This window comes from Collinsella intestinalis (assembly GCF_902364775.2).
Classification (GTDB): domain Bacteria; phylum Actinomycetota; class Coriobacteriia; order Coriobacteriales; family Coriobacteriaceae; genus Collinsella.
The window spans coordinates 1-13,518 of record NZ_CABJEU020000002.1 but is presented as its reverse complement, the minus strand read 5'-3'; the positions used below and the strand labels follow the sequence as shown (position 1 = coordinate 13,518).

The following is a 13,518-nucleotide window of genomic DNA, read 5'->3' as shown; positions in this document are numbered from 1 at the left end:
AACCGGCGTTCGGGCGGGCGCAGAGCACCTAGACGTGCTCGCGCTCCCAGTCCGCCAAGGCGCGGCGCAGCTGATCGCCGTCGGGCTCATACGGCTCGCGCACACCGTGGCGAAGCATAAACGGGTCGTTGCCCTTACCCGTCACGATCACGACGGCGGGGCCGTGCGTCTCGTTCACCGCGGTGCGTATGGCCTCGCTTCGATCGAGCACGACCTGCCAGCTCTCGTTGCCCTGCGCGCTCACGGCGCGGGCGATGGCGTCACAGATGAGGGCGGGGTCCTCGGGACCGGGATCGTCCTCGGTAATAACGATGCGGTCGGCGAGCTTTCCGGCCGCCTCACCCATGGTCTCGCGGCGATCGACGCCCTTGCCGCCCGTTGCGCCGAACACCACGGCGAACTCGCGATCGGGATAACTCGCGCGCAAATCGCGCAGGAGCGTCTCCAGGCTCATGCCGTTATGAGCGTAATCGACCACGCCCATGATGCGGCCACTCTCGCTCGGATACAGCTCCATGCGACCGGGTGCGTAGGCCCGGGAAAGGCCCGTCTCGATCGCGTCGGCCGAGACTTCCAGCGCCTCGGCGCACGCGATGGCGCCCAGGGCATTGCTCAAGTTGAACACCGCAGGTGAGGGAATCATGAGCTCGCGGGCGAACCGCGGCGTGCACACCGTCGCACGGATACCGCGCTCGGTGCGGACATAAGACGGCACGAACACATCGGCCGCCGCGTCCTCGAGCGAATAGGTAAGCACGCGCTCGACCGTACGTGAGGCATGGGCGACGGCGAGCGCCCGCTCGGCCACGTCCATGTCGAGATTCACCACGGCCACGCGGCAGCGCTCGAACAGCAGCAACTTGCTCTCGAGATAATCTTCGAGCGTGGGGTGCTCGATGGGAGAGATGTGGTCCTCGCCGAAATTCGTGAACGCACCCACGGCAAAGTCCACCCCGAGCGTGCGGCGGAACTTGATGGCCTGGCTCGACGCCTCCATGACCACGTGCTCGCAACCCACGCTGGCGGCATTGGCGAACCGCCGCTCGAGCTCGAAGGACTCGGGCGTGGTGAGCAGTGAGTCGCCGTGCTCGACTCCGTCATCGTACTCGACTCCCGTCAGCAGAGCCGGAACGGGGCGCCCCGTCTCACGTGCATGCTCGGACAGAATCGAGCGCAGGTAATATGCACTCGTGGTCTTGCCCTTGGTGCCCGTGAAGGCGCACACCTTCACCCGGCCGGAAGGATGGTCGTATGCGGCATCGGCGAGCAGCCCGAGCGCCGTGCGGATATCGTTCACCAGCACGCGCGGGACCTTATGCCCCACCTCATCATCGACCTCATAATCGACCTCGGACACATAGGCAACCGCACCGGCGGCGAGCGCCTGCAGCAGGTACTCGCGCTTGAACGCGGCGCCCTTGCACACGAACAGCGTCCGCGGTACCACGCGCCGCGAATCATCGGTCGCATATGCGATCTCGATCCCACGGGCCTCGTCGCGCACGTCCTCGCGCACGATGCCCGCATCGGCGAGCACATCGGCATACGAACCCAGACTCCTGGTCATCTGCAGCGTATCCACCATTGAAGCTCCTTGTGTACGAACCGCACACCGGTTTTACACCGGGCGGTGATGGATCCGATCACGCACCTGCAAGGCGGTGCTCTGGCAAAAAGGGCGACCCCTCGGGGCCGCCCCTCAAAGACTCGAGACGGGCACGAGTCACCTGCCCGGCATTAGGCGCGGGCGGCCTCGATCATCTTGCGGACGGTGCCCTGCAGCTCGGCGAGGTTCTCCTCGGAAGGCACCCACTGCTGCGCCACGACCGGCACGGGCAGCTGGAACTTGGCGTTCTCGAGCTCGGCGTACACCTGTTTGGGGCCGAGTGGAGCCCAACCGTACGAACCGAACGCCAGGCCGATACGCTGCTCGTTCTTGGGCGAAAGGCCGCGCATGTACGTGAGGAAGCTCGCCACGGTGGGCAGCATGTTGGAATTGAGCGTGGGCGAGCCAACAGCCACGTACTTGGCATCGCACATGTAGAGCATGATGTCGGAGATATGCGTGCTCTTGACGTCGATGAGCTGGGCGGAGATACCCTCGGCGATGAAGGCGTCGCAAATCTCGCGCGCCATGGACTCGGTGGAGTGCCACATGGAGTCGAACACCACGACGGCCTTCTCCTGCGTCTGATACGTGGTCCACTCCTCGTACTTGGCGATAATCTCGTCGATGTGGGAGCGCCAGATGCAGCCATGGCTGGGGGCGATCATCTTGAGCTCGAGGCCCTTGACCGCGGCAAGCGCGCGACCGGCCTGCATGCCGTACGGCCACACGATGTTGGCGTAGTACTTCTTGGCCTGCTTCATGACCTCGCACATATCGTTCTCGTCGTCGAAGCGCTTGGTGGTGGCAAAATGCTGGCCGAACGCGTCGTTGGAGAACAGGATCTTATCGACGTCGGAGTACGTGACCATGTTGTCGGGCCAATGGACCATCGGGGTGGTCACAAAGCTCAGGGTGCGCTCGCCGATGCAGAGGGTGTCACCCGTCTTCACGGGCGTGGCCTCGATACCAAAGTGGGCGCGGAGCTCGTTGACGCCGGCACCGGCGGAAGCGTAGATCTCGGCGTTGGGGGCGATTTTGTGGATCACGGGCAGGGAGCCGGAGTGATCCATCTCGACATGGTTGGTAATGACCACATCGATCTTGGCGGGGTCGACGACCTGCGAGATACGCTGCACGAGCTCATCGGCAAACGTCGCCTTGCACGTGTCGATCAAGGTGATCTTCTCGTCCATGATGAGGTAGGCGTTATAGGTGATGCCGCGCTCGGTGGTGTAGCCGTGGAACAGGCGCTCGTTCCAATCGATGCCGCCAACCCACCAAACCTTCGGCGAGATCTCAATAGCGTTCAGCATGTCGGTTCCTCTCTCCCATGCAACGCGATGTGTTCATCTAAGCATCATATCACGGGCGCAATGCACCACGATGCACCTGCGCCCCATACGCAAGACGCCCGCCCGGATACACGAGCGGGCGTCCATAAGGGTCACCGTGATCTATGCGGCCTTACGCCAGCGGCTCGATGCGCTCGATGCCGCCCATGTAGGGGCGCAGCACCTCGGGCACCGTGATGGAGCCGTCGGCATTCTGGTAGTTCTCCATGATCGCGGCCATGGTGCGACCGGTGGGCAGGCCGGAACCATTCAGGGTGTGCACGAAGCGCTGGCCCTTGAAGTTCTCGGGGTCGCGGTACTTGATGTTCGCGCGACGGGCCTGGAAGTCACCGCAGTTGGAGCAGGAGGAAATCTCCTTGTACGCGTTGTAGCTCGGCAGCCAAACCTCGATGTCGTAGGTCTGACGGGCGGAGAAGCCCAGGTCGCCAGTGCACAGGGAGATCACGCGGTACGGCAGGCCAAGCTGCTGCAGGATGAACTCGGCCTCGGCCACCATGCTCTCGAGCTCGTCATCGGACTCCTCGGGCTTGGCGAACTTGACCATCTCCACCTTGGTGAACTGGTGCTGACGGATGATGCCGCGGGTATCGCGACCAGCAGAACCGGCCTCCTCGCGGAAGCACGGGGTACCCGCGGTGTAGCGCAGCGGGAGCTGGGAGGCGTCGAGCACCTCACCGGCGTGCAGGTTGGTGAGGGCGACCTCGGCGGTGGGGATCAGGAACTGATCCTCGCCGGTGTGATAGGCGTCATCCTCGAACTTGGGCAGCTGGCCGGTACCGTACATGATCTCGCGGTTGACGATGACCGGCGGAATGAACTCGGCGAAGCCGCGAGAGATATGCGTGTTCAGGAAGAAGTTCTGCAGTGCACGGTCGAGCGTGGCGCCGGCGCCGGAGAGCACGGTGAAACGAGCGCCGGAAAGCTTGGCTCCGCGGTCGAAGTCCAGGATGCCGGTCTCGACACCCAGGTCCCAATGGGCCTTGGGCTCAAAGCCCTCGGCGGCGAAGTCGCGGGGCTCGCCCACGCGACGGCGCTCGGGGTTCTCGTTCTCATCCTTGCCCACGGGCGTGACGTCGGCCGGGATGTTGGGGATGCGGGCCATGAAGTCGGAGACCTCGGCGTCGAGTTCGGCACGGCGCGCGCCGAGCACCTCGATCTTCTCGTTGACCTGGCGAACGGCGTCCTTGGCAGCCTCAGCCTCGTCGCGCTTGCCCTCCTTCATGAGGACGCCGATCTTCTTGGACTCGGCGTTGCGGGTGGCCTGCAGGTCCTCGACCTCTGCGATGACGGAGCGGCGCTCCTCATCGAGCGCGAAGAAGCGCTCACGGTCCCAGGAGCCCTGGCGGTTCGCCATGGCGGCGTCGAGCGCCTCGGGGTTCTCGCGAACGAATTTGATGTCGAGCATAGTCCCTCCGTGTTCATCTCTCATAAAATCATCGCCGCGGCCCGGGCGATCTGGGCCACGGCGCGGCGGCTCATCGCGAAGATGCCGCGATGCGATGCATGTTGGTGCAGTGCAAGTATATACTGGTGAGCGTATTTCGCCATGTATTCCAGCAAGAAAGCAGGACAGCGCAATGGATCAGGTCTTCAACTTCCTCTTCGGCACCCGCCTGGGCGTCGGCGTCTTGTTCTTCGCGGGCATCGTCATCTTCGGCATCGTCGCCTTCATCCTGGAAAAGCGCACCCACAAGATGTACGTCGACCGCGGCCCCAAGGGCGATGACGAGGACAGCTTCTGGGACTAGCCCCTCGCGTCACACCGGCCCTTCGCGCCATGACCGACCCTCGCGTCGCAACATGGCCCCCATCAGCAAACTTGAACTGCGCCCCGAAACTTGGACTCGATAAATCATAACCGCTAGGCGGCCTCCCGAAGGGCCTGCTCCCGGAACTCCACCGGGGTCAGGCCCTTCAGCTTGACCTGGCGCCTCACGTTGTTCCAGTGGTGGATGTAGCCCTCCAGGTCCGCCTTGAACGCCTCGAACGTGTCCCAGTCGCGCCCGCGGAGGAACTCGTCCTTCAGGTGGCCGAACATCCCCTCCGTGCATGCGTTGTCCAGGCAGTTTCCCTTCCTGGACATGCTCTGGACGACGCCCATTCCCTTGAGCGCCGCGACGAACTCGGCGTGCTGGTACTGCCATCCCATGTCCATCTGCATGATCGGCTCCGACCACGCCGGCTTCGCCTCCGCCAGCATCGCTAGCATCTCCTCCTGCTGGGCGAGGTCGGGATGCATGGATATCGAGTGGGCCACGATCTCCCTGCTGCCGAAGTCGTAGACGGGCGCGAGGTAGGCCCCGCCGAAGGAGAGCCTGAACTCGGTGACGTCGGTGCCCATCTTCCGCCAGGGGCCGTCCGCCCCGAAGTCGCGGCCGAGGACGTTCTCGAAGGTCTCGCCGACCTCGCCCCCGTAGGAGTTGTACCGGTGGTAGTCGGTCTCGCGGCGGATCCCGCACCTGAGCCCCATCTCGCGCATCATCTTGAGGACCGTCTTGTCGGCTATCCGCTCGCCGTCGACGGCCCTCAGCTCCATCGCTATCTGCCTGTGGCCGACCCCGTTGGGGAGCCTGCCGAAGATCTCGGCGGCCCTGGGGCGCAGTTCGGGCCTGGTGGGCCCCTTGGGGTGCGACAGCGCGTAGTAGTAGGTCGACCCGGGCAGCGACGCCGCCGCCAGCAGGTCGGCCAGGGTGAAGCGCCCCGAAAGCGCGGCTACGGCCGCCGCCCGGTCCCGAGCGGCAAGCCGAGCTCCGCCTTCAGGGCTATCGATTTTTTTTAGGTACGCCACCTGCGCCTCGAGCCTGCGGACCTCGCGCTCGAGCCCCTGCTCGCGGGTCGCCGGCGCGGCCCTCGCGCCCGACCCCCTCGGCCGGCCCTTCGGCTTGGGCCGGAGCGCGTCGGCGCCGCCCTCGCGGTACAGCCTGCACCACCGCTTCAGCGGCGTCGCGCTCGCGATGCCGAAGCGCTCCATCGCCTCGGGCTTGGCCATCCCGCCGTCGACCACGGAGCTGGCCGCGGCGACCTTGGTCTCGAAGTCGTATCTTGCCTGCCTTCCATCCATGGCGAGGAGCCCGTCCCTCCCGGTCGCTCGGTACTTCCCCAGCCAGTCTCTCACGGCCTCGGCGGGAACGCCAAGGGCCCTGGCGACGGATCTGTAGCCGAGCCCCCTCTCGAACATCTCGGCCGCGCGCTCCCTGGTCGACCGGTCGTGCCTCAATCTCAGGTCGATGGACATGAGAAGGCCTCCCATCTCTCGGACTTCTATTTCCTTGTCCAAGAAATGGGAGGCAGTTCAACTCCACGCTGATGGGGGCCTTTTTTTCGTTCGAACCCGTGGCCTACAAGGTCATGTTCGGGTCGGCGTCCACCGTGAACTCGGCGAACTCCCCGCGCAAAAACTTCTCGCGCGCGACCACCGCGATCATGGCGGCGTTGTCGGTGCACGCGTTTTGCGGGGGCACCGTCACGCGGATACCCTGGCGCCCGAGCTTCTCAATCATCATCTGACGCAGATGCGGGTTTGCCGCCACACCACCGCCGATGCAGTACTCGCGCGCACCCGTCTCCCGCAGGGCGCACTTGGCTTTCTTGTACTGCACGTCGAACACGGCGGCCTCGAAGGAGGCGGCCAGGTCGGGCAGGTGAATGGCGCGACCAGCCGCCGTCTCCTGCTCGATGTAGAGCGTGACCGCGGTCTTCAGGCCGGAGAGCGAGAAGCGGTAGTCTCCGCGGCTGTTGAGGGCACGCGGGAAGTCGATGGCCTTGGGATTACCGCCTTCCGCCAAGCGCGAGATGATCGGGCCGCCGGGATATCCGAGGCCCAGCGCCTTGGCGACCTTGTCAAATGCCTCGCCCACCGCGTCGTCGAGCGTCTCGCCCAAGACCTCGTAATCACCCCAGGCGCGTACGTGCACAAGCATGGTGTGTCCACCCGAGACGAGCGTGAAGATGAACGGTGGCTCCAAGTCGGGGGTGGTGAGCTTATTGGCGAACAGGTGCCCCTCGAGGTGATTCACGCAGATGAGCGGTTTGTCGGCCGCAAGCGCAAAGCCCTTGGCGAACGCCACGCCCACCACAAGCGCGCCCACCAGACCGGGCCCCTGGGTCACGCCAACCGCCGCGAGCTCGGCAGGGGTGATGGCCCCGCCCGTCAAACCGAGGCTCTCGGCAGCCTCCTCCAGCGCAGCATCCACCACACCGACGATGACCTCCACGTGCTTGCGCGAGGCGATCTCGGGAACCACGCCGCCAAAGCGAGCATGGAAATCGATCTGGGTCGACACCTGGTTGGCCAACAGGTTGCCCTCGACATCCACGATGGCCACCGCTGTCTCGTCGCAGGAGCTCTCGATGGCGAGGATGAGTTGGCGGCGCTCGATCTCGGCCGCCTCATCGGCCGTGCGCGAGGGCGCCGGCAACGGCCATTCGCGCGCCAAAGCGGCCGTGGGCTCCGGCGATGCGGCGTCCACGGGCAAAACCAGCGGCAGCGGAGCACGCATCACATACGCATCGCGGCCGGCCCCATAGTACCCGCGACGACAACCGATCTGCTCGAATCCCAGATTCGCATAGAGAGCACGAGCGGATTCGTTATCGGCCTCAACCTCGAGCGAAGCACTCGTGCAGCCGAGCATCTGCGCATCGTAGCTCACATGCGCGAGGAGCTTACGCGCGATACCCTCGCGCCTATGTGCAGGCGAAACGGCAACGTCGAGGATCTCGACGTCTTTATCGACCACCATGCCACCGGCAAAGCCGATCAACTCTCCGTTGTCATGGGCGACCCACCAAGAGCGGGCGGCCGCGGCACCTTCGGAAAGCTCAGCCAAGAACAGGTTCGCGCTCCACGGCTCGTGCCCCGCGCCCTCGAAGCACTCGCGCTCGAGCGCGGCCATGGCCTCGGCATCGGCTGCGGCCATGGGGCGCACCTGCAAGTGGCGTCCGGCGAGCTCGTCGGCCACACCGGTGATGCCCGTGTTCACGCTCTCCGCCAGGCCCAAACGACGACGCTCGTTCTCCTCGGCATCGGAAAGGCGCGTGTACACCGGCAGCACCGCCGCCGGGTCCGTGCTGCCCGCAGCGGCCAGGCCTTCGGGACATGCAGCGGCCAGCAGCACACCCTCACCCGTGAGCCACCACAGTTCGCGCGGAAGGGCGCGCGCCATAAGGCCCGCCTCCTCGAACAGCTTGCCGTAGCGCACCAGCCCGTCGCCGGTGAGCTGCAACTCGCCCGCATCGGCGCGCTCGGCCCACTCCTCCACCGCGACCGCGGCCTTCACCACACGCTCGCGCTCGAACATCCGGTGCGGACCCTCATCATCCAGCGTATACAGCGCGGGGTACACCTCACCGCGCATGGCATCCGCGGCAACGCCCACCAGGCCGCGCGTGCCCGCCTTCCAAGCGGTCCATGCACAAGCGTCGAGCGTCGAAGTCCCCATCAGGGGCACGTTTGCACCGCGGGCAAGACCCTTTGCGGTGGAGATGCCGATGCGCACGCCGGTAAAGGAACCCGGCCCACGGCCCACGAGGAACCCCCCCACATCGGACATGGACATACCGGCCTCATCAAGGGCCTCACGCACCGTTTGGATGAGCTCGACATTCGCCCGCCTGCGGCACAGGTGATCACGGGAGGAGAGGACCTCGACCGAGGCCCGCGAAGGCCTGTCATCGAAGAAGACCTCGGGCGTCCACCACGCCACCGCGCAGGAAAGCATGTCCGTGGAGGTATCGATTGCCACGATCAGCGTCCGCAGTTCGTCTAGTTTCATCTCTCTCGCTCCAAGCGTTCAGATCTCAATTGGTGACAGGTACAAATTGAGACATTAGGCAGCGTCGCCCGCGCGCACTACAGCATCGATGGCGGCGGCCAGGCGCTCTGCACGTGCACCGTGGGGCTCGAGCACGATCTCACGCAGGGACTCATCCCCGTCGACGCGCGAGATGATCACGCCTAAGTACTCATCGGTCAGTTCGTCCTGGAACTGCTCGCCCCATTCAAGCAGGCACGCGCCCTCATACCCCAGTACGTCGAAAATACCCGTGTCCTCGAGCTCAAAGGCGTGCTCCAGGCGGTACAAGTCGAAGTGAAACAAGGGAATGCGGCCACCGTCGTGCACGGCCATAAGGGCGAACGTGGGGCTCGTGACGGGATGGCCGTCACCCAGGCCGGCCGAGACGCCCTTGGTGAAGTGCGTCTTTCCCACACCCAGTCCACCCGTCAAAACGAGCACGTCGCCGTCCTCCAGGCAGCCGGCGACCAGCTCGCCCAAGTGCACGGTGTCATCCACACCCGCGCTCGCATACGCGCGCGGGCCCCTATACTCAAGCGCCATGCCTATTCCTCAATCTCAGGAAGTGCGCTGGCGGTGGCGTCATTTTCGGGAGCAGCCGCACGCGCCGCGTTCAGGCCAACATCGACGGGATGCTCCGCCAGGTACGCCCCGAGCATGCGGAAGTCCTCCTCGAGCAGCGCCTGCCACGCCGGGTTGCGCAACGCCGCCGCCGGATGAAACGTCGGCATGACGGTGAAATGACCCATCTGGTGAAAACGACCGCGCAGTTTGGTGATGCCGACCTCGGTCTTGAGCACGAAGTGGCTCGCCGGGTTGCCCAGCGTGACGATGACATCTGGCCAGATACTGCGAATCTGCTCGCGCAGATACGGCGAGCATGCCAACACCTCGTCCGCCTGGGGATTGCGATTCTGCGGAGGACGGCATTTGAGAACGTTGGCGATATAGATGTCCTCGCGTTCGAGGCCCGCAAGGGAGAGGATTCGATTGAGGTTTTCACCGGCACGCCCCACGAACGGCTCGCCCTGCAGATCCTCGTTCTTTCCCGGCGCCTCACCCACAAACATCACGCGGGCGCGCGGATTGCCCACGCCAAAGACGATGTTCGTGCGCGTCTGGCAAAGCTGACACGCACGGCAATCGCCCATGACGGAACGAATCTCATCGAGCGAGACCTCGCGCGGCTTTTGGCCCGTATGTCCGGGAATGTGCATGACACCCATGGTGCTGCTCCCCCTTATCGTTCGAACGCCGCCCACAGGCGGGCGCCGTTACACGTAAATCTTCTCCAAGCGCATGCCAAAACCGCACGCAAGCTCATAGTTGATGGTCCCACAAGCCCGGGCCAGCTCGTCGAGCGTGATCTGCGCATCGCCATCACGGCCCACGATCGTCATCAGATCGCCCACCTCGGCCTCCTGCGTCGGACGCAACGAGGTCTCGGACACGGCAACCATACATTGGTCCATGCAGATGTTGCCGATCTGACGGATGCGCTCCCCGCGGAACAGGACGTCCATGCGATTCGACAGGACGCGCGGCAGGCCATCGGCATACCCGATCGGCAGCGTGCACACCTCAACGCGCGTTCGCGGCACCCGATAGGTGAAGCCATAGCCCACGCCCTCGCCCATGGCCGGATAGCACGTGTGCGTCACGCGCGCGCGGATGCTCATGACGGGCTCGAGCGGAAGAACGGAGGCGGTGCGCTCGCAGGGCTGAAGGCCATAGAGGCCGATTCCAGCGCGAATCATGTCGAAGTGCATCGCGGGATTCAGCACCGATCCGGGCGTGTTGTCACAGTGCACGATACCGGGATCGAATCCGGCCTCGCGCAACGCCGAGATCGCCTCGGTGAAACGCTTGCACTGCAGTTGATGATCCCAGCCATCAGGATCGTCGGCGGTCGCGAAATGAGTGAACGTGCCGTTGCACTCCAAGCCCGCATGGAAGTCTACGCTGCGGCGGAAGTCGACGACCTCCGTGCAATGAACGCCGATGCGGTTCATTCCGGTATTGATGGCTATGTGGTACTTGCCCACTCGGCCGAGCGCCGCGGCGCGCTCACCATAGGCCCAGGCGAACTCGGGCGAGTATACCGAAGGCATGATGTCATACTCGAGCAGAGTGTCGATGGCGCCCTGCGGGGGCTCGCTCAACAGCAGGATGGGCAGCTTCTGCCCCGCCTCACGCAGCGCCACGCCCTCCAGGACAGTGGCAACGGCAAACATGTCGGCACCCGCCGCATGCATCACCTTGGCGCAATTGGCCACACCGTGTCCATAGGCATCGGCCTTGACCACGCAGCACAAGCGCTGGCGCGGACCGACCAGGCTCTTGAACGCCCTCGTGTTCCTGCGCAGCGCCCCGGTGTCGATCTCAGCCCACGCCCAGCGCGTCGGCGGCTCGTGTAGCGTCTGCATTATGCTCCCAACTCGATTCCAGCGTCCTTGAGGGCCTCTTCCTCAACAACTCCCATGGCATCACCGATCGCGTCGATCAAGTCCGTGGCGATCACACTGCGCTCACCCATCGCCGCAGCGGCGATATGTCCCGTAAACGAATGGACGGCGACAGAGTAGGCACACTGCATCTCCCAGCGATCGACCTCACCGTGGCTGACCGCGACATTGCCGGCGATAATTCCCGCAAGCACATCACCGGAACCCGCCGTGGCAAGCGAAGCGGGCCCGCTCTTGGGCAGCAGCACGCGCTCGACACCCACGATTGCAGTTCGAGGACCCTTGGCAACCACCACCATGTTGTCCGAACCGGCGGCCCACAGCAGACGTTGCGCCGCGTCGATCGCCGTGCCCAGATCCTCTACCGGCTCTCCCCCAACCAGACGAGACAGTTCGCGATAATGCGGGGTAAGGATGAGCGGTGCCTCGCGACGATAAACGTCGGGAGTGGTGTCAATACCGCCAATGGCAAGCCGACTCATGCAGTTGAGCGCATCGGCATCAAGGACTAGAGGCACGTCGCTTTTCAGAAGCTCCGTGACCACCTGCATACCGCCGGCTGCAGTCGTCATACCGGGGCCACAAAGGACACAATCGAATTTTCCGGCAAGAACGCGTACGGCCGAACCTGCAGCGGCACCAAATGCGCCGCGCGTGTCGGCTGGGATTCCCACCACGGGAATGCTCGGCAGTGCCATGCGAATGAGATTCGCGCACGGATCGGGCGTGGCAACGGTGACATAGCCTGCGCCCGCACGGGCGGCCGCCTTGGCCGCCATAATCGCGGCGCCAGGATACGCCGAAGAACCAGCGACAACCAATACGGAACCGCGGCTGTATTTGTTCACATGAGCAGGAAGCTCGGGGAAGTACTCGATGAGATCGGCGGGCTCGACGATATCGGCGGCATGCTCGACGTCGTCGATGACCTCATCAAGACGGTCGTACAGCTCTCCGCACAGGATATCACCTGCAAACTCGGGACCCTCGCCGCTATACAACCCGATCTTAGGCGCAAGCATGGTGGCGGTATACGTCGCCTGGACACACGGACCTTCGACCTCGCCCGTTTCCGCATTCAGCCCAGAGGGGACATCAGCCGAAACAACCATCATGTCCATCTCGTTCAGCGTCGGAATCCAGATGGAAAAAGGAGCTCGGACAGCACCGCTGAAACCGGTACCCAGAATGGCATCCACAACGATATCCGCAGGCGCGAGAATCTCGACGAGCTCGTCGCGCGACGGGCCAACGACAACGTTGACATCCCTGCCAGCCGTGCGGCGGGCGACGTGACGAGCAATAGGGCTTTTGATCTCATTGGGCTCGATAGGACTCACGACGTCGACCGTGACACCCTTTTGACTCAGTATATCAGCGGCGACCCAGCCATCACCACCGTTATTGCCAAACCCAACCAGGACCACGGCATGATGCGGATGGGCCTTCATCGCAACGCTGGCGAGGAATTCACCAGCGTATTCCATGAGGGCAGCCTTGGAAGTGCCCTCTTTTTCAATGAGATCTTCGAGGCGAAGCGTCTCCTCGACAGAAAGAACCGGCCTCATACTCGCTACTCCTTATCAGCTTTCAAGATGCTGGGGTCTGGCTCAGAATCACTCTGAGCCAAAATGTCGACCTCGAAATCCTGCACGCGCTCGAGCTCATCGAGCACACTGCGCGCTTCTCGGAACGACTGCGCAATCACCTGACGCTCGGAAATCCTATCCTCTTTGGGCTTAGGTCTTGATTCGGCAGTGATTGCCAACGCGTTGGCAATCGCCAGATCCCCAGTGAAAGACAGGGAAATGGCGACTTCCTGAACACCAAGACGCTCTGCGACCGCCTGAGCACCGCCAGAAAGGACGGCGATAGGCTTGCCATTGGAATCACGTGAGGTACACACATCGTTTCGACCCACGCCCTCTTGGCCAAATCCAGCGCCAAGAGACTTGAGCACAGCCTCGCGTGCAGCAAAACGACATGCATAGTGAGCCGCCGGGCGAGCTGAGGCATCGCAATATGCGCGCTCTTCCTCCGTAAACATTCTCGTGATGAATGAGGGCGTTACATGCATGATGCGCTCCATGCGCGAGATTTCAACGATATCAACGCCGATACCGGCTTCAGCCATGTGCACCTCCCTGCAAAACCTGAGCGTATAACGTTCCTATTGTAGCCATTGAAGATTGCCTTGCGCCTTCAAGAGCACGCAGAGCGGTATGGCACATAAAAAAGGAGCCTTAACGGCCCCATAACCTATCGACATAGCAAAAGAGGGCCCCCGAGGGGACCCC

General features: G+C 63.8%; 11 protein-coding genes. 1 reads left to right on the top strand and 10 read right to left on the bottom strand.

The window, feature by feature from the left end:
• Positions 1–28: 28 nt before the first annotated feature.
• The 3 genes from FY258_RS05810 to serS all read right to left on the bottom strand — a co-directional run bounded on the left by FY258_RS05810 (position 29) and on the right by serS (position 4,366).
• Positions 29–1,585, bottom strand: a complete 1,557-nt coding sequence (locus FY258_RS05810) for a Mur ligase family protein (protein ID WP_118104072.1) — start codon at positions 1,583–1,585, stop codon at positions 29–31.
• A gap of 152 nt (positions 1,586–1,737) precedes the next feature.
• Positions 1,738–2,922, bottom strand: coding sequence for an FprA family A-type flavoprotein (locus FY258_RS05805; RefSeq protein WP_006723865.1), 1,185 nt, complete (start codon positions 2,920–2,922; stop codon positions 1,738–1,740).
• 151 nt (positions 2,923–3,073) lie between these two features.
• Positions 3,074–4,366, bottom strand: a complete 1,293-nt coding sequence (serS, locus tag FY258_RS05800; RefSeq protein WP_118104070.1) for a serine--tRNA ligase — start codon at positions 4,364–4,366, stop codon at positions 3,074–3,076.
• Positions 4,367–4,538: 172 nt separating this feature from the next.
• On the opposite strand from serS, the gene FY258_RS05795 reads away from it, so the two are divergent.
• Positions 4,539–4,709, top strand: coding sequence for a DUF6724 family protein (locus tag FY258_RS05795; RefSeq protein WP_182279451.1), 171 nt, complete (start codon positions 4,539–4,541; stop codon positions 4,707–4,709).
• Positions 4,710–4,822: 113 nt separating this feature from the next.
• Here the strand turns inward: FY258_RS05795 and FY258_RS05790 are convergent, their stop codons facing one another.
• The 7 genes from FY258_RS05790 to acpS form a co-directional block, all read right to left on the bottom strand.
• Complete coding sequence (locus tag FY258_RS05790; protein WP_220396018.1) at positions 4,823–6,196, bottom strand: IS3 family transposase; 1,374 nt, start codon at positions 6,194–6,196, stop codon at positions 4,823–4,825.
• Positions 6,197–6,299: 103 nt separating this feature from the next.
• Positions 6,300–8,735, bottom strand: a complete 2,436-nt coding sequence (gene tsaD, locus FY258_RS05785) for a tRNA (adenosine(37)-N6)-threonylcarbamoyltransferase complex transferase subunit TsaD (RefSeq protein ID WP_118104068.1) — start codon at positions 8,733–8,735, stop codon at positions 6,300–6,302.
• Positions 8,736–8,789: 54 nt separating this feature from the next.
• A complete protein-coding gene (tsaE, locus tag FY258_RS05780) occupies positions 8,790–9,299 on the bottom strand; it encodes a tRNA (adenosine(37)-N6)-threonylcarbamoyltransferase complex ATPase subunit type 1 TsaE (RefSeq protein ID WP_118104066.1) in 510 nt (169 codons plus the stop codon).
• Between the two features lie 2 nt (positions 9,300–9,301).
• Positions 9,302–9,982 (bottom strand): uracil-DNA glycosylase, encoded by a 681-nt coding sequence (locus tag FY258_RS05775; RefSeq protein ID WP_118104064.1) that lies wholly within the window; start codon positions 9,980–9,982, stop codon positions 9,302–9,304.
• A 48-nt stretch (positions 9,983–10,030) separates the two neighbouring features.
• The gene (gene alr / locus FY258_RS05770; protein ID WP_118104062.1) at positions 10,031–11,182 is read right to left on the bottom strand and encodes an alanine racemase; all 1,152 of its coding nucleotides are present in this window, start codon (positions 11,180–11,182) and stop codon (positions 10,031–10,033) included.
• The gene (locus FY258_RS05765) at positions 11,182–12,789 is read right to left on the bottom strand and encodes an NAD(P)H-hydrate dehydratase (protein WP_118104060.1); all 1,608 of its coding nucleotides are present in this window, start codon (positions 12,787–12,789) and stop codon (positions 11,182–11,184) included. Before FY258_RS05765 ends, alr begins: the two co-directional genes overlap by 1 nt.
• A 5-nt stretch (positions 12,790–12,794) precedes the next feature.
• A complete protein-coding gene (gene acpS / locus FY258_RS05760) occupies positions 12,795–13,355 on the bottom strand; it encodes a holo-ACP synthase (RefSeq protein ID WP_118104058.1) in 561 nt (186 codons plus the stop codon).
• Positions 13,356–13,518: the final 163 nt, after the last annotated feature.